Annotated in this window: 13 protein-coding genes; 4 read left to right on the top strand and 9 right to left on the bottom strand. The window is 73.0% G+C overall.

Features of this window, described 5'->3' with window-relative positions:
• Nucleotides 1-61: 61 nt before the first annotated feature.
• Nucleotides 62-514, top strand: coding sequence for a hypothetical protein (locus L3i22_RS27385; RefSeq protein WP_221320406.1), 453 nt, complete (start codon nucleotides 62-64; stop codon nucleotides 512-514).
• A 38-nt stretch (nucleotides 515-552) separates the two neighbouring features.
• Here the strand turns inward: L3i22_RS27385 and L3i22_RS27380 are convergent, their stop codons facing one another.
• Nucleotides 553-1,752 (bottom strand): erythromycin esterase family protein, encoded by a 1,200-nt coding sequence (locus L3i22_RS27380; RefSeq protein WP_221320405.1) that lies wholly within the window; start codon nucleotides 1,750-1,752, stop codon nucleotides 553-555.
• A 237-nt stretch (nucleotides 1,753-1,989) separates the two neighbouring features.
• On the opposite strand from L3i22_RS27380, the gene L3i22_RS27375 reads away from it, so the two are divergent.
• On the top strand, nucleotides 1,990-2,523 hold the full coding sequence (locus L3i22_RS27375; protein ID WP_221320404.1) for a hypothetical protein: 534 nt from the start codon (nucleotides 1,990-1,992) through the stop codon (nucleotides 2,521-2,523).
• A gap of 46 nt (nucleotides 2,524-2,569) precedes the next feature.
• Here L3i22_RS27375 and L3i22_RS27370 read toward each other — a convergent pair whose 3' ends face one another.
• The 5 genes from L3i22_RS27370 to L3i22_RS27350 all read right to left on the bottom strand — a co-directional run bounded on the left by L3i22_RS27370 (nucleotide 2,570) and on the right by L3i22_RS27350 (nucleotide 11,338).
• Nucleotides 2,570-2,770 (bottom strand): hypothetical protein, encoded by a 201-nt coding sequence (locus tag L3i22_RS27370; RefSeq protein WP_221320403.1) that lies wholly within the window; start codon nucleotides 2,768-2,770, stop codon nucleotides 2,570-2,572.
• Between the two features lie 15 nt (nucleotides 2,771-2,785).
• Nucleotides 2,786-7,162, bottom strand: coding sequence for a Hint domain-containing protein (locus tag L3i22_RS27365; protein ID WP_221320402.1), 4,377 nt, complete (start codon nucleotides 7,160-7,162; stop codon nucleotides 2,786-2,788).
• 129 nt (nucleotides 7,163-7,291) lie between these two features.
• Complete coding sequence (locus L3i22_RS27360; RefSeq protein ID WP_221320401.1) at nucleotides 7,292-8,428, bottom strand: alanine racemase; 1,137 nt, start codon at nucleotides 8,426-8,428, stop codon at nucleotides 7,292-7,294.
• On the bottom strand, nucleotides 8,421-9,968 hold the full coding sequence (locus L3i22_RS27355; RefSeq protein WP_221320400.1) for an IucA/IucC family siderophore biosynthesis protein: 1,548 nt from the start codon (nucleotides 9,966-9,968) through the stop codon (nucleotides 8,421-8,423). Before L3i22_RS27355 ends, L3i22_RS27360 begins: the two co-directional genes overlap by 8 nt.
• Nucleotides 9,965-11,338, bottom strand: a complete 1,374-nt coding sequence (locus tag L3i22_RS27350) for an IucA/IucC family protein (protein WP_255657167.1) — start codon at nucleotides 11,336-11,338, stop codon at nucleotides 9,965-9,967. The genes L3i22_RS27355 and L3i22_RS27350 overlap by 4 nt, the downstream gene beginning before the upstream one ends.
• Nucleotides 11,339-11,493: 155 nt before the next feature.
• On the opposite strand from L3i22_RS27350, the gene L3i22_RS27345 reads away from it, so the two are divergent.
• Together L3i22_RS27345 and L3i22_RS27340 are read left to right on the top strand one after the other, a co-directional pair.
• On the top strand, nucleotides 11,494-13,164 hold the full coding sequence (locus L3i22_RS27345) for an FAD-binding dehydrogenase (protein ID WP_221330180.1): 1,671 nt from the start codon (nucleotides 11,494-11,496) through the stop codon (nucleotides 13,162-13,164).
• A gap of 127 nt (nucleotides 13,165-13,291) precedes the next feature.
• Nucleotides 13,292-13,669, top strand: a complete 378-nt coding sequence (locus L3i22_RS27340; RefSeq protein WP_221320398.1) for a hypothetical protein — start codon at nucleotides 13,292-13,294, stop codon at nucleotides 13,667-13,669.
• Here L3i22_RS27340 and L3i22_RS27335 read toward each other — a convergent pair.
• From L3i22_RS27335 to L3i22_RS27325, 3 genes are read right to left on the bottom strand one after another with little or no spacing between them, the layout of a single operon-like run.
• Nucleotides 13,659-14,621 carry an NAD-dependent epimerase/dehydratase family protein gene (locus L3i22_RS27335; RefSeq protein WP_221320397.1) on the bottom strand — a complete coding sequence of 321 codons (963 nt, stop codon included), beginning with the start codon at nucleotides 14,619-14,621 and terminating at the stop codon, nucleotides 13,659-13,661. The two genes, L3i22_RS27340 and L3i22_RS27335, sit on opposite strands and share 11 nt — an antisense overlap.
• Nucleotides 14,622-14,678: 57 nt before the next feature.
• Nucleotides 14,679-15,152 (bottom strand): heme-degrading domain-containing protein, encoded by a 474-nt coding sequence (locus L3i22_RS27330; RefSeq protein ID WP_221320396.1) that lies wholly within the window; start codon nucleotides 15,150-15,152, stop codon nucleotides 14,679-14,681.
• On the bottom strand, nucleotides 15,152-15,913 hold the full coding sequence (locus L3i22_RS27325) for a TSUP family transporter (RefSeq protein WP_221320395.1): 762 nt from the start codon (nucleotides 15,911-15,913) through the stop codon (nucleotides 15,152-15,154). The genes L3i22_RS27330 and L3i22_RS27325 overlap by 1 nt, the downstream gene beginning before the upstream one ends.
• Nucleotides 15,914-15,950 lie beyond the last annotated feature (37 nt).

Genomic DNA, 15,950 nt, shown 5'->3' with positions numbered 1-15,950 from the left:
ACTCCTCTACGGGCGGAATAGCACTGGGCCGCGGCCGGGCCGATCCGGCATCATCACGGGCGTGACAGCTGACGAGCTTGTGTCGATCGAACTGGACGAGGACGAGCGCGAGGTGCTCGCCCGGGGACTGACGGAGTGGGGCGGTCCGGCGCGGTGCACCGAGGCGCTCGCCGTGGCCATGGACTTCGGCAGTGTGGAGCATCTGTTCGAGCACGTCGTGCGCCTGCGGCCGCTGGTCCGGGGTGGACAGCCGCTCGGCCGCCGGGACTGGCGGCGGGTGCTGATCTCCGCGGAGATCGTGTTCGCGAGCGACGTGTTCGGGTCGGGGTGGGACTGGCAGAGCACCACCGGGTTCCGGGACGAGGAGACGATCCGGATCCTGCGGTCGTTGCAGCGGAAGATCGAGCGGGCGGCCCGGATCCACGAGCTGACCCCGGCCGACCTGCCCTCCGACGCCCCCGATGCCGCAGCCTCCGGGGCGCCGTCGCCGTCGTCCTCGTCCTCGGACGAGTGAATCCGGAGTCGTCGGGGCCACCGCCGGCACGACGGGCCTCAGGCGAGCTCGGGTACCACGACGGCCAGGTCGAAGGCCTCCGCCACCGGTAGCTCCAGATAGCCGTCCAGGTTGCGGAACCGCTGCGGCCCGTCGGCGGCGCCCCGCAGCGGCCGCAGGTCGGTGATCCGCGTCCCGGGCCCGTCCCCGGCGAGCAGCGCCTCGACGCTGCCGGGCACCGGCTCGGCCAGGTCCACCGTGAGGACCTCGACGCCGCTCTCGGTGCCCGGCGCGGGCCGCCGCGTCGGCGTCCGGCCGGCGACCGCCGTGACCGCGATCGACAGGTATCCGTCGCCGAGCTCGGCGACCAGGTGACTGCCCAGCACGGCCACCTCGAAGGTGCCGCCGAGGCTGATCGGAATCCGCTGCAGGTGCGAGTTCGCCGCGGAGATGACCATCCGCTGCCCGGCAACCAGCAGGTGCCGCGCGGTCTCCGCCATCGCGGTGTCCCGGACGTTCACCGCGGCGTGGATCCCGGAGCCGCTCACGGCCGCGGCCTGGGCCCGCAGCATCTGGTCGAGCAGGACGGCGAGCCGCAGCTCGTGCCGGGCGGTGGCGAACCCGGCGGCCCCGCCGCGCCGCGCGAACAGCGGGCGCAGGGCGTCCAGCCGGGCGGCCAATTCGGACAGCAGGACGGTCTGCGCGTCCCGGTCGGCGGCCGGCGTCTCGCGGTAGGCGGCGAACGCGGCCATCGTGTGCGGACTGGACCAGGCCTTCGCGTACGTCCGAATCTGATCGATGATCTGGGCGGCCCCCGGGTCGAGGTCGTCGAGGTAGCGCGCCACCCCCTCCACCGGCGGCAGCAGTGAACCCAGATCGGCCGGCAGGTCCAGCCCGGCGAAGCGGACCTCCCCACCGCGCTCGCGCAGCCAGGTCAGCAGTCGCTGAGTTTCCGCGGTGCGCCCGAAGCCGTAGGTCAGCCCGCCGGTGGCGACCTCCGCGACCTCGCCGGCGCCGCCGTGCACCCACCGGTCGACGGCGAGCCCCTCGCTGAAGCCGGACTCCAGCGCGACCGTGCCGAAGCCCATCCGCTCCACCAGGAACCGCACCAGACGGTGTCTGACCTGCTGATACTCCCGGACGTTGTGGGCCGACTCGCCGATCCCGACGACCCGGGCGTCGCCGACGAGCGCGCGCAGCGGCTCGAGGTCGTCCAGATCCGCGCCGGCGTCCAGAGTGGCGAGTGCGACGGTTCCCAAGATCCTGCGCTCCCTTGCGTCGATCTATTTCCGGACCGCCAATCTATCGGTCCGCCGCTGCCCCGGGCCGCCCCGCAAGGCGTGGTCAGATGCCTAGCCTCCTAGGACGCCCTAGAGGCAGTGCGGCAAGCCGCACAAACCCAAAACCATCCTTCGGTACGGCCGTAGCCGCGCCCCGTCCGCCGGGGTTCGGGGAACGGGCGGTGTGGTGGTGGGGGATCGGATAGAGAGGAAGGTGTGGAATTCTCGGATACGGTGACGACCGCCGCCGGCATTTTCGGGATGTGGTCGCCGCCCGCTTTCCGGGGCGTCGTCGACTACGGGACGTGGGAGGCGGAGCTGCTCGAGGACGAGGACATCGGGCGGCACATCCGGGCCGGGGAGTTCGTGCCGGTCAACATTCACAGCGACGGGGCGTTCCATTTCCTGGTCCGGATCGGATCACGAACGCTGCCCGCGGCATTGACCGCCCGGGAACGGGAGTTCCTCGTCATCTCGTCCGCGGACTACCTGTTCGCCGCGGTGGACGGGGCGATTCTCAGCGGGATCGAGCACGCCGGCGCGCGGGCCGGGCCGCATCTGCACGTTCCGTTGCCGCCGGGCCGCTGGCAGGTCGCCGTCTTCCTGATCGACTGGACCGCCGAGCCGGGCATGCAGAACGCGCACGGCGATCCGCTGCCGGGCTCACTCCCGGACTTCACCATCCTGATCAACCCGGAGCAGGTCCCGGCCGTCTACCGGACCGCTGTCGACACTTTCGACCGGAAATAGCGACGCACGGCGAGGGATGTCGTTCCCCTCGCCGTGCGTCAGCTGTTCAGATCTCGATCGACCGGCAGAAGTCGGCCACCTGGTTGACGAAATCGCGGTAGTCCGGCCGGGTCTCGCCGACCCGTTCGGCGAACGCGAGGTCGTCCGGTTCCAGACCGTCGGCGGCGGCCATACCGGAGATGATCGTCACGATCTCCGGCCGGGAAAGGCGCAGGACGTACTCGCCGTCGACGAATTCGGTTCGCATGTGCCGGATCATCCCCTACGGCTCGATGTACCTGGTGCCCAGGTTGGCTTTCCACTCGGCGAGCGGTTTGTTGAAGGCGTGGATGTTCCCGGACGTCTTGACGATCAGGATCTCGTTGCCCTCGTCGTAGTAGACCCAGTTCTTTTCCTTGGTGTCGAAGTAGGTGAAGGTCCGCTTCGCCATCAGCGCGAGGTACTGCGCGGTCGCGATCGGATCGGTTCCGATGCCCTTGAGCGCGTGGCTGAACGAGCCGCTGTTGTAGCGGTTGATCATGTACTCCACGCCCGCGCCCACCATCGGGCCGTACTTGTCGAAGATGTCGTCGAGCAGGTCGTCGAGCGCCTCGTCGGTCGCCGCCCAGCAGCCGGCGGTGATGTTGTGCACCAGCACCGGCGTGGTGCCGGCGAGCACGTAGTACGTGTGGATCTCGTCGACCGTGAGGTTGAACATCTCCTGGTCGCCGGTGAACGACCGGACCCCGGCGACGCTGGGGGCGGCCACCGTGCTGCGCAGCAGGTCGCCCGGCCGCAGGTCGGCCGCGCCGGTCCAGTCCCGCGCGGTGTCGTTCCAGAACGGGTGCTCCTGCGTGGTGTGCAGGACCGCCCCGGAATCGACGGTGACGTCGGCGAGCGCGGTGTCCACGTTGCGGTGCAGTTCGGTGACCGGCTCCGGTTTGGTCACGCCGGTGACCGGGTCGGTGGCCAGCACCTGGTCGCCGACCACGATCTCGGCGATCGGCTTGCTGCTGCGGTCGCCGAGCAGCACCCGGGTCCCCGGGTCGAAGCTGTTGCCCCGGACGCACGCCTTGTACAGGTCTTCGAGGACCTTGACGATCGGCGTGTTCCGCAGGTTCTTGAACGCCTGCTCGACCGCGTCCAGGCCGCTGTCGACGATGGCCCGCGCCATCGCCCCGATCTCCTCGGGGCTCAGCGTCAGCTTGATGGTCAGCGACTCGGCCAGGCTGAGCAGCCGGGCCGCATTGATCGCGCCGAGCTTGGTGACCGCGTTGGAGAGCAGCTCGCCGCCGTACTTGGCGGCCCCGGCCAGCAGGTCCTTGAGCCCGGCCTTGGCGATGTCCTTGGAGATGCCCTTCTCGAGCGCCTTGAAGATCGCCCCGAACCCGTCGGTCCCGATGATCGTGACCACGTCGACGATCGTCATGCCGAGCGCGTGCTGCCAGTTCTTGCCCCACTCGTCCCAGTGCAGGAGCTGCTTGGGATCCTTGACCAGATCGGTGAGACCCTTCTGCAGCGTGGTGCAGGCGGTGTCCGAGGTGGGCAGGAAGCTGACGAACGGCACGGTGTACTCGTCACTGGCCGGGTCGGTCCCGACGAACGTGCCGATCGTGCAGTTGCTCAGGTACCAGAGGCCCTCGACGCTGCCGAGCACGCTGTCGCGGGCGCCCTTGGCGATGTCGGCGCCCCACGGCATCACGTGGTCGATCGCCTGGTCGCTCTTCTCCTTGAGCCACCGCATCCACGCGGTCTCGGCGGCCTGCTGCTCGACGTCGTAGGCCTTCCACGCGGTCTCCATCAGCGCCTTGGCCAGCCCGCTCATGCCCCGGGCCATGCCCCACACGCTGTTCGAGATCGACGTGATCGTGCCGCTCATCGTCTCGGTGTCGCCGGCCAGCAGGTTCGCGTTGTCGGCGGCCTTCTGGGCCTGGTCGGCGTAGCCGCGGGCGCCGTTCTTGGCCTGGCGGGCCACCCCGGCGTTCTGCGAGGCCTGCTGGGCCAGCCCGTTGGCGGCCTGGGCGATCGAGCTGGCCTGGGCCTCGGCCCGGCGCGCCGACTGGGCCGCGTCGGCCGCGAGTTGGGCGTCCTTGGCGGCGTCCTGGGCCGCGTCGACCGCGACCTTGCTGGCCGCGATCGCCCGCTGGGCCGCCTCGGCGGCCTTCTGCGCGGCCACGAAGGCCGGTTTCACCTGGGCCTCGGCCTGGGTGACCATGGTGGCCGCGTGGGCCGCCGCGGCGGCCGCGTCGTCGGCGTGCTGCTGGGCCGCGACGCTCTGGGTGGCGCCGATCGCCATCGCCGAGTTGGCCAGGTCGATGGCCATCGCGGCGTCGCTGTCGGTCTCCCCGTACAGGCTGGCGACGTCGATCGCGGTGATCGCCGGGTCGGCGATGCCCTCCGCGGCGATCCGGGCGTCGAGCGCGGCGCGGCCGGCGACCCGGGTCTGGAACGAGGCGATCGCGGCCTGCCGGACGGCGTCCTGGTAGGCCCGCAGGACCAGGTCGGCGTCGGCGCGGGCGGCCGCGGCGTGCTGCATGGCGGCGCGGGCGGCGGCGACCGCGGCCTGCGCGTCGTTGTTGGCCTTGGTCGCGTCGTCGATCGCCTTGCCGGCCGCGGTGGCGGCGACGGCGGCGTCCTGCTGGGCCTTGCGTGCCTCGTTGGCGGCCCCGCGGGCGGCGTTGGCGGCGGCCGCGGCGGCGGCCGAGGCCCGCCCGTAGTCGGCGGCGGCCGCGTCGGCGGCCGTCGAGGAGGCGGTGGCGTCGCCCTGGGCCGAGGTGGCCGCCGAGCGGGCGGCGATCGCGTCGGCCGAGGCCCGGGCCGCGTCGGCGGCGAGCCGCTGCATCTCGGCGGTGCCCGGGCAGCCGGTGCCGCTCGGGTTGTCCGGGTACTTGCAGGCCAGCTCGGCGGCGAGTTTGCGGGCCTCGGCCGCCTCGGCCTCCAGCTCCTTGGAGTGCGCGCCGTCGGCGGACTTCTTGGCCCGCTCGATCAGGTCCTTGGTGCGCTTGCCGACCTCGGCGAAGTGGTCCCCGGCGATCAGGGACTGGTCGTACGCCTTCTTGGCGTCGTCGTGCTTGGTGACCGCGACGTTCTGCTGGTCGATCGCGCGCACCGCGGCGTCGTACGCCTGCTTCTGGTGGGTGATCGCGTCGGCGGTCGCCTGGCGGGCGATGGCCGCCTGCTGTTTCGCGGTCTCGTAGTAGTCCTGCGCGGCGGCGACCCGGTCCCACGCGTCCTCGGCGGCGAGCTCGGCCCGCATCCGCTGCTCGTGCGCGTCGGCGGCGGCGGCCTTGGCGGCGGCGGCCAGCTGCTGGGCGCGGTCGGCGAGCTTCTCGGCCGCGGCCTGCTCGCGCTCGGCGGCCTGCCGGTACTTGACCGCGTTGGCGGCGTCCACGGTGGCGGCGTGGTCGGCGTCCAGGGTCTTGGCGGCGGCCTCGGTGGCCTCGGCGGCGTGGCACGCGGTCTCGGCGGCCTGCTTGGCGGCGGTGCCGGCGTCGGCCTGGGCCTGCAGCACCTGGGCCCAGTCGATGCCCTGGGTGAGGCCGGTGTCGGTGAGCGCCTTGGCGGCCGTGGTGGCCACCCCGGACTGCGCGGTGACCTGGTCGGCGTTGCGGGCGGTGACGGTGTATTCCGCGCAGGCGTCGGTGCGCAGTCTGGTCAGGTCGGCGGTGTGGGTGGCGCCGCCGGCCTTGCGGATCGGCAGGTCGCTCGCGTAGATCGCGTCGGCCTGCTTGGCGTACTTGTTGACCAGCGCCATCGAGTTCGAGGTGACGGTCAGCGACTGGGTCCCGCTGATGCTCGCCACGATGATCTGCTGCTGGGCGGTGGCCGCCCGGGTGGCCCGGCCGGCCAGGTCGGTGAGCGCGTCGACGGCCTTGGTGCGGGCGGCGAGCGCGTCCTGGATCTGCTGCTGGGAGTCGGCGTCCTGCTGGCTGGCGATCGCGTACCCGTGGTTGTAGAACTCGGCGATCACCGCCGGGTCCTCGCTGTCGAGCGCGAGCTGCCCCTGGGCCTGCACCTGGGGGCCGCCGGCGGCGACCAGCTGGGTGACCCGGCCCAGGATCAGCTGGGCCTGCTGGGCGGCGTTGAGCACGTCCTGCGCGTCGGCGGCGTCGGCGGCGGCCTTGCCGATCGCGATGAAGTCGGCGATCTTGGTGGCGTTGTTGGTGGCCAGCGCGGCGGCGGCCTTCTGCCGGACGATCGGCGTGCCGGTGTCGGCCCACTTCTGGACCAGCGCGCGGTCCTCGACGACCTTGATCTTCTTGATCTCGGCGGCTGCCTTGCGGTAGACCGGCAGGCCGTCGTCGAGGAAGGCCCGGATCGTCGCCGGGTCGTTGGTGTCGAGCGCGGCCTGGGCCGCGGCCCGGACCTCGGGGTCCTCGTCGTAGTCGGCGAGGTCCTGGCAGAGCATCCGGTCCAGGGTGTCGTCGTCGATCGGCCCGTCGGTGTCCGGCACCGCGGCGGGCGGGCCGGCCAGCCGCTCCAGCATCTGCAGCACGCTGAGCTCGGCCGGCGCCGCCTTCGGCACGGCCCGCGCGGGCGCGGCGTACGCGCTCTGCGGCATCAGGATCGCGACCGCCAGCCCGCCGGCGACAGCGGCCAGCGCCCGGCGCCGCCAGCCCGTTCCGGCGCGCGCCGATGGGCGCCACACATTCGTGAGCATGAAGTTATCCCCCGTGGACAGCAGCGCCCGGAGAGTCCGGTTCGGACCTCGCACACTGCTATTTATCGATATGGCGGGATAGTCATAGCAGACCCACGGACATCGGCGCACCCCGATGAGACGTTCCGGTCAGAGGACGATGAAGTCCGGAGCCGGGTGGCGCAGGAAGTCGTGGTGCGAGATGTCCCAGGCGTAGGCGCCGGTGCGGGGGAAGACCAGCAGGTCGCCGACCCGCAGGCGGCTGACGTGCCGGTCGCGGGTGAGGACGTCGCGCGGGGTGCACAGCTCGCCGACCGCGTCGACCGGGGTGTCGGTGACCTCCGGGCGGGAGTACGGGCGGTCCCAGGCGTCGATCGGCAGGATCGTGAACGGGTGGCTGTAGCCCCACGCGGCGGGCAGCCGGAAGTGGTGGGTGCCGCCGCGCAGGACGGCGAACGTACGGCCGTGGGTGGTCTTCAGGTCGAGGACCTCGGCGGCGTACCAGCCCGCGTCGGCGGCCAGGTAGCGGCCCGGCTCCAGGATCAGCTCGACGCCGTCGGGCACGGTGACCCGGGACAGTGCGGTCACGTCGATGGACGCCTGCGACGTGTAGTCGACTCCGAGGCCGCCGCCGGCGTTGACGATGCGGAGCTGCACGCCGTACGCCGAAGCGGTCTTGACGGACCAGGAGATCGCCTCGCGCAGGAAATCGGCGTGGGCCGGGCCGTCGAGGTTGTTGGAGACCGCGTGCAGGTGGAAGCCGATGACGGTCAGGCTGCTCGGAAGCGTGGCGAGGACCGGGCCGAGCTGGTTCTCGTCGATGCCGAACGGGGTGGGGGTGCCGGTCATCGCGTGACTGCCGGTGACCGCGACGGTGGCGCGGTTGACCCGCAGGCAGATGTCGGCGGTCAGGCCGAGGGCGGCGATCCGCTCGGCCTCGAAGCGGCTCTCGACGTTGAGCAGGGCGCCGGCCCGGACCGCGGCGGCCAGCTCGGCGTCGGTCTTGGCCGGGCCGCCGAAGACGATCCGGCGGGCGCCGGCCCGGACGGCGAGGTCGAGCTCGCCGCCGGACGCGACCTCGAGACCGTCGCACGCGGCCGCGAGGGTCTCGACGACCTTCGGGTGGCCGTTGGCCTTCACGGCGTACACAAGCGTGGTTTTCCGGGGGAGGGCGGCCCGCAGCCGGGCAGCCTGGGTGCGCAGCGCCTCGGTGTCGTAGACGTAGGCGCAGGCCGGCGCCGGCAGGCGGCGCAGCGCGGCGGCGACGTGCCCGGGCAGCTCAGCCATGCAGGGGGTTCTCCACCGGGAGGTAGATGTCGCCGTGGTCGGCCAGCCGCATCCGGACCAGCGCCTTGTGCGGCACGGTCGGTGCGGTGAACGCGGCGTGGTCGGCGCGGGCGTCGGCCGAGCCGAGCGTGCGGTAGGTCTCGTCGACGACCTCCCGGACGATCCGCCAGGCGGCGCGTTCGTCCAGGTCCAGGTGCAGGACGAGCTCGCCGAGGTGGGCCTGGAACGCGGTGTAGCCGAGCTTCGCGCGCATCACCGCGGGGTCGTCGGTGCCGACGACCGAGCCCGGCCACAGGTCGACGTGGTGGCCGGCGGCGGCCAGGCGCGGCAGGTGCAGGCGCAGGCCGGCGAAGTCGCGCAGGGCGAGGCGGTGCGGGCGGCCGTCGACGAAGGTCGGCAGGCAGTTCTGCAGGTGGGCCTCGAGGGCGACGCCGTGCGTGGCCAGGCGCAGCAGCGGGGGCAGCAGCAGCTGGGCGTAGTCGGTCAGCCAGGCGGCGGGTCCGCCGCCGTGCCGGCGGATCAGCCCGGGCAGGCGGTAGGGGAGCGCGCTGCCGGCGATCGCCTCCTCGCCGGGGGCGAGCCGCCCGGTCAGGCCGTCGCGCACGATCGCCGACAGGTCGCGGCCGGAGCCGGCCGGGACGGCGGCGCCGGCGGTCTCGGCCATCAGCAGCAGGGTGGGCTCGTCGGCGGCCAGGCGGTGCAGCAGGGTGGAGACGGCCGGGCCGTTGCGGGTGCTGGCGACCGAGATGCTGCGCCGGGTCGAGGTGACCTGGATGTCCAGGGAGACCTTGAGGTAGTGGCGTCTGCCGTCGGCGTCCGGTGGCAGCAGCAGGGTGCGCAGGGCGGCGGTGGGGATGGCGTCGAGGTGGCCGTCGAGCTGCCGCAGCGTGCCGTCGGCGAACAGGTGGCGGTAGCGGTCGAGGACGAGGGCGTGTTGCCAGGCGTGGACGGGTTGCGCCCGATATCCATGTGGTGATTTGTCCGGATATAAGCTGCTCAGGTCATCGCCCAGATGCGCCGTGTCGCGAACCGCGATGAAGCGGATCCGCGTCGAGCCGGCCTCCAGGTCGTGTTCGAGGACGTCACAGGTGTCCCAGCCGAGCCGGGTCCGCCCGCAGGGGTGCAGGTTGTGACCGGAAATGGCCAGCCGCTCCCCGGCGATCGCGGCCTCGTCGGCGTCCCCGCCGGGGTTCGGGCCCGGCCGGGACAGCGCGATCGCCAGGTTGATCACCGCGTTGCGGATCTCCGCGGCGAACCCGGGCGCGTCGATCCCGGCCCGGTCGAGCAGCTCCACCGGATCGGTGACGCCGGAGCGGGCGAACTCGATCCGGTGGAACGCGTGCCGGGTCGCGTCCTTCTCGTCGTCGCTGGTCAGGCCCTCGCGGGCGAGGGCGCCCCGGAGTCTTCTGCCGACCGTCCCGGCCGCGTCCGGCAGGTTGCCGAGGAAGCCGGCGACCAGGTCCGGCGCGTGCACGGCGAGCGCGGCCTGGGTGTGCGCGGCGGCCGCGGCGAGGCGTCCGGTGGTCAGGCTGGAGGTCATGCATGCACCGCCATCGGGTTGGGCTGCTGGGTCCAGATGTCGTCGAGCGGGTCGGCGGCCAGCCGCATGGCCGTGGTCGCCTTGACCGGAAGTGGTTCGGTCAGCAGCTCCGGGGCGCCGCGCAGCCCGGCCGCGACGATCGCCCACAGCCGGTCCGGTTCCGCGCCGTGCCGGTCGGCGAACGCGTCCACGAGCTGGCTGGCGACCGTGCCGAGCGCGGCCGCCGCGAGCTTGGTGCGCAGCACCGCCGGGTCGTCGGTGAGCAGGTCGCCGTGCAGGTCCAGGCCGAGCGCGCGGTCGACGCGGACGCCGCCGAGGTCGCGGTAGAGGATCCGGACCGGGCGCCGGTCGCGGAGCACGACCAGGGTGTTCTGCCCGTGCGCCTCCAGCGCGACGCCGCGGCCGAGCACGGTGGTCAGCGGCGCGAACAGGATCGCGGTGAGCTCGTCGAGCCATCGGTACGGATCGTCGACCAGGTCCAGGAAGGTGCTGGTGAACACGCCGAGCGGGAGGGCGGTCTCGCCCGGCCCGAGCCGCGGCGCACGGCGCACCAGGTGGGCGAGGCGCCGGTCCGGCCCGTCGTCGGTGAGCACCGCGCCGGCCTCGGTCTCGGCCAGGATGTCGATCGGCAGGTCGGCGGTGATCCTGGTGAGGAACGCGGACAGGATCGGCCCGTTGTGCACCGCGGCCGGCGAGACGGTCCGCACCGCCGAGGTCATCTGCACGTCGACCGCGGTCTTGAGGTGCGGCCCGCCGCTGACCGGGGCGACCGTGCGCAGCGACATCAGCGGCCGCATCGGCCGGGTCGGGCCGGCGTCGGTGAGCCACGGGAACTCCCGCAGCAGCCGGGCGGCCTGCCACGGGTGGGCGTAGAGGACCGGCTGGGCGGTGCCGTGCCAGCGCTCGGCCGGGACCCGCAGGCGGCGCAGCCGGATCACCGGGCGGTGCTCGGGCGCGTAGGCGAGCACGTCGGCGACGGTCATCCCGGCCCGGGTGCGGCAGCCGGGGTGCAGCGGGTGCCCGTCGGTCTCCAGCTGCTCGATCCTGCCGAGGCCGTCCGGGTCGCCGGGCGCCGGGAGGGTCCGGGGGATCCGGTTCGCGTGGGCGAGGGCCAGGTTGGCGACGCTGTTGGCGACCTCGGCGACGAACGCGGTCCCGGGCCAGAGTTTCGCGGCCAGCTCGATCGGGTCCATGTCGGCGTAGACGGCTCCCGGAAGAGGCTCACGTCCGATCGCGATCTGCAGCCGGCGCAGGATCGCCGCGCGGGCGCCGGGGAGTGCCGCGTCGTAGCGTTCGACCAGGTCAGGGCGGAGATTTTCGAGCTCGGCGCGGGTCTGCGCCGGGTCGGCGGTGGGGATCTGGTGCGGCACCACACCATTGTCACCGTGATTCGCCGTAGTGTCCGTGCGGGGTTTTGGGAGGCGAGCGAGGACACAATGCCTCCTCGGCGTGTTGCGAGCCAATTTCATGTATCGGATAGATTCCGGTATCGCCACGTGGCGTGGATCACCTTGAGGGGGTTGTCGTGGACGCGGACGTCATCGTCGTCGGCGCCGGACTGGCCGGACTGGTCGCGGCGCACGAGCTCACCACCGCCGGGAAGAAGGTGGCGCTGCTCGACCAGGAGAACGCCGCGAACCTCGGCGGGCAGGCGTGGTGGTCGTTCGGTGGCCTGTTCTTCGTCGACAGCCCCGAGCAGCGCCGGGCCCGGATCAGCGACAGCGTCGACCTGGCGTGGAGCGACTGGCGCGGGTCGGCCGGCTTCGACCGGCTCGGCGACGAGGACTCGTGGGCGGTGAAGTGGGCGCGGGCGTACGTCGAGTTCGCCGCCGGGGAGAAGCGCTCCTGGCTGGCCGGGCTCGGGCTGAGCTGGCTGCCGTTCGCCGGCTGGGCCGAACGCGGTGACCTGCGCGCCGGCGGGCACGGCAACTCGGTGCCGCGCTTCCACATCACCTGGGGGACCGGGACCGGCGTGGTCGAGCCGTTCGCGGCGTCCGCGCTCAAGGCTGCCGAGGCCGGGCTGCTGGAGTTCCGGCACCGGCACCGGGTCGACGAGCTGGTCGTCGAGGGGGGCGCGGTTGTCGGCGTACGCGGAAAGCTCTTGAAAGATGACGATGCCGCACGTGGCTTTCCGACAAACCGGGAAGAGCTTCAAGAATTTGAGGTACGGGCGCAGGCGGTGATCGTCACCACGGGCGGCATCGGGGCGAACCACGACCTGGTCCGGCGGTACTGGCCGGAGCGGCTCGGCACCGCCCCGAAGTCGATGATCACCGGGGTGCCGGCCTACGTGGACGGCCGGATGCTCGGGATCGCCGAGGACGCCGGCGCGCGGCTGGTCAACCGGGACCGGATGTGGCACTACACCGAGGGCATCCGCAACTGGGACCCGATCTGGCCGTCGCACGGCATCCGGATCCTCTCCGCGCCCTCGCCGATGTGGTTCGACGCGCTCGGCCGGCGCCTGCCGCAGCCGTACTACCCCAGCTACGACACGCTCGGCACGCTCCGGTACCTGCGCACGACGCCGGACCTGGCCGAGCATGACCACTCCTGGTTCATCCTCACCCAGAAGATGATCGAGAAGGAGTTCGCGCTGTCCGGCTCGGAACAGAACCCGGACCTGACCGCGAAGGACCGCAAGGCGTTCCTGCGCGACCGGCTGCTCGGCAAGGGCGCGCCCGGGCCGGTCGAGGCGTTCAAGCAGCACGGCGCGGACTTCGTGGTCGCCGCGACCCTGGAGGAGCTGGTCGCCGGGATGAACAAGCTGACCGACACGCCGCTGCTGGACGTGACGCACGTGCGCGGGCAGATCGAGGCCCGGGACCGGCAGCTGGCCAACAAGGTCACCAAGGACGGGCAGATCCAGGGGATCTACAACTCGCGGCGCTACATCGGCGACCGGGTCGGGCGTACATCGTCGCCGCACCGCCTGCTCGACCCGGCCGCCGGGCCGCTGATCGGGGTGAAGCTGCACATCCTGACCCGCAAGTCCCTCGGCGGGATCCAGACCGACCTGGACTCGCGGGCTCTCGGGGTGGACGGGGAAGCGCTGCCCGGGCTGTACGCGGCCGGGGAGGTCGCCGGGTTCGGCGGCGGCGGCGTCCACGGGTACAACGCCCTGGAGGGCACGTTCCTCGGCGGCTGCATCTTCAGCGGGCGAGCCGCCGGACGGCACGCCGCGCGATCGCTGTAAACGCTCGCCCGGCCCGCCCGGTTCATCGGCCCCGGTCGAATTGGCGCGGGCCGCGTCCTCCCGCCCGCCGCCCGGCGGAAGTCCCCGTCACGGGGTTAGCCAGAGAAACCGTGACGGGGGGAGACCGATGGCCGGACCGGATCTGCGACCCGGGGCGATGCAGGCCGGGGTGGACGACGACGGGGTCGTGCTGGTCCGGGTGGCTCCGGACGGCGGCGTGGCCGCGGTGGAGATCAGCCCGCGGTGGCGCGAGCGGCTGCCCGGGGTGGACGCGCTGGCCGCGGCGGTGCTCGGGGCCTATCGGCAGGCGCTGCTCAACCGGATGGCGGCCCGCCTGATGAGCGGGTCCGCCGCGGAACCGCCCGGTCCTCGGCCCGACGTGGGTGACGAGGGCTGGCTGGCGGGTGTCCGGGACGCCCTCGACCGGACGTATCGGCAGCTGGCCGAGGTGCCCCGGGCGGACGTGGCGACCGGCCCGGCCCGGATCGTGCGGGTCACCCGTTGAGCAGCTTCGCCTCGATCGCCGGGTCGAGGCCGACCGACGGGCGGTCGGCGCGCTGCGGCGCGGCCTCGGGCAGGCCGGACAGCCAGGCCCAGGTGTCGGTCACCGTCTCGGCGACCGGCCGGCAGCGCAGCCCGGCGGCCAGGGCCCGGCGCACGTCGCCCTGGTGCAGGAAGTCGTGCAGCTCGCCCGGCGGCAGCCAGATCGGCAGGTCGGTCCAGGGCGCGAGGCCGGCGTCGAGGAGCACCGACGGCTCGGTCCAGCGCAGCTCGGCCCGGCCGCCGGTGACCGCGGCCGCCGTCTCCAGCAGCTCGCCCATGGTGGTGTGCCCGGACGGGCTGACCAGGTTGAACGCCCCGGCCGTCCCGATGTTGGCGAGGATGAACCCGGCGAGGTCGCGGGCGTCGATGTACTGCAACGGCAGCTCCCGCGGCCCGGGCGCGAGGGTCGGGCCGCCGCGGTGCAGGCGGTGCAGCCACCAGGGCAGCCGGCCGACGTCCTCGTGCGGGCCGAGGATCAGCCCGGCCCGGGCCAGCAGGACCGGCCCGCCGAACGCCGCGGCGGCCCGCTCGCCGCGCAGCTTGTCGCCGGCGTAACCCGGGTCGTCGAGGTCGGCGAGCGGGGCGTCCTCGGCCGCGTGCCGGGGGGCGGGATAGCGGTAGACGGAACGGCTGGAGACGTACGTCCAATGTCCTGCTCGTCCCGCGAGCGAGGCCGCCGCCGTGCCCACCGCCGCGGCCTCGGCGGACCAGGTGTCGACGACCGCGTCCCAGGTGCCGGTGCCGAGCGCGGCGAGCCCGCCCTCGGCGAGCCGGTCGCCGAGCAGCACCTCGACCCCGGGCACCGGATCGCGCCGGCCGCGGTTGAACACCGTCACGTCGTGACCGGCCGCGACAGCCGTGGAGGCGAGGGTGCGGCCGACGAAACCGCTGCCCCCGAGGATCAGAATCCGCATGGGCCGAGCCTGCCCGACGGCGTCGGCCCGGCCCAAGAAGATCTGCCGACAGCAGACTCAGTCCTCCAGGAACGTCTCGATCGCCTCGACGACCAGGGCGTGGTCCTCCGCCTGCGGCAGACCGGAAACGGTCACCACGCCGACCACCCCGACGCCCGTGATCCGGATCGGGAACGCGCCGCCGTGCGCCGCGAACAGCGCCGGGTCGACGCCCATCGCCGCGTCCAGCTCCCGGCCCTTGGCGGCCAGCTGGCGGCCGATCAGGTACGACGAGGCGGCGAACCGGTTCACCACCCGGACCTTGCGGGCGATCCAGGCGTCGTTGTCGGCGGTGGAGCCGGGCAGCCCGGCGTGGAAGAGTTGCTGCTCGCCGCGGCGGATGTCGACCGCGACCGGGAGCCCGCGCTGGGTGGCCAGGTTGACGAGCAGGCAGCCCAGCGCCCACGCGTCCGCCTCGTCGAAGGTCGCGAAGACCAGGCGGCGCTCCTGCTCTTCGATCTCGGCGATCAGATTCTGCGCTTCGTCGCTCATCAGGCCATTCTTATCTGATCGACGCCGAGCTTGACGATCAGGGCGAGCACCACGACCAGCAGCACGATCCGGACGAAGCCGGAGCCCTTGCGCAGCGCCATCCGGGCGCCGACGACCGCGCCGGCGATGTTGCAGACCGCCATGCCCGCGCCGAGCCACCAGTGCACGTGCCCGGTCGCCGCGAAGACGATCAGCGCGCCCAGGTTGGTGCCGGTGTTGACCAGCTTGGCCATCGCCGAGCCGTGCACGAAGTCGGCGCCGACGATCGTGGTGAACGCGAGCACCAGGAACGTGCCGGTGCCGGGGCCGATCAGCCCGTCGTACAGGGCGATCACCCCGCCGGCGACCGCGACGGCCAGGCCCCGGCGCAGCGCGGTGCGCTTCTCCATGTGCTCGGCCAGACCCATCGCCGGCCGCACGGTCACGAAGACCGCCACGGCGATCAGCACGGCGAGCACGACCGGCCGGTACGCGCCGGCCGGGATCGACCCGGCCAGCAGCGCCCCGCAGCCCGCGCAGAGCAGCGCCAGCGCGGCGGACGGCCCGGCCACCCCCCAGTCGATCTTGGTGCGGCGCGCGTACGTGTACGCGGCGGTGCTGGTCCCGCAGATCGCGGCGAGCTTGTTCGTGCCCAGCGCGGTCGGCAGCGGCAGCTGCGGGGCGGCCAGCAGCAGGGCGGGCAGCAGCAGGAGACCGCCTCCGCCGACGACCGCGTCGACCCATCCGGCCGCGGCGGCCGCCACCAGGAGCGTGACGATCACTTACGGCCGCGCACCCGCTGCAGCCACATGCCGAACA

The organism is Actinoplanes sp. L3-i22, assembly GCF_019704555.1.
In the GTDB taxonomy this organism is placed as follows: Bacteria; Actinomycetota; Actinomycetes; order Mycobacteriales; family Micromonosporaceae; genus Actinoplanes.
This window is presented reverse-complemented; position numbering and strand designations above follow the sequence as displayed.

Excerpts from the sequence above, each read along its gene's own strand:
- L3i22_RS27370 (WP_221320403.1), bottom strand. The coding sequence starts at position 2,770 with ATGCGAACCGAATTCGTCGACGGCGAGTACGTCCTGCGCCTTTCCCGG.
- L3i22_RS27365 (WP_221320402.1), bottom strand. The coding sequence starts at position 7,162 with ATGCTCACGAATGTGTGGCGCCCATCGGCGCGCGCCGGAACGGGCTGG.
- L3i22_RS27360 (WP_221320401.1), bottom strand. The coding sequence starts at position 8,428 with ATGGCTGAGCTGCCCGGGCACGTCGCCGCCGCGCTGCGCCGCCTGCCG.
- L3i22_RS27355 (WP_221320400.1), bottom strand. The coding sequence starts at position 9,968 with ATGACCTCCAGCCTGACCACCGGACGCCTCGCCGCGGCCGCCGCGCAC.
- L3i22_RS27340 (WP_221320398.1), top strand. The coding sequence starts at position 13,292 with ATGGCCGGACCGGATCTGCGACCCGGGGCGATGCAGGCCGGGGTGGAC.
- L3i22_RS27335 (WP_221320397.1), bottom strand. The coding sequence starts at position 14,621 with ATGCGGATTCTGATCCTCGGGGGCAGCGGTTTCGTCGGCCGCACCCTC.
- L3i22_RS27330 (WP_221320396.1), bottom strand. The coding sequence starts at position 15,152 with ATGAGCGACGAAGCGCAGAATCTGATCGCCGAGATCGAAGAGCAGGAG.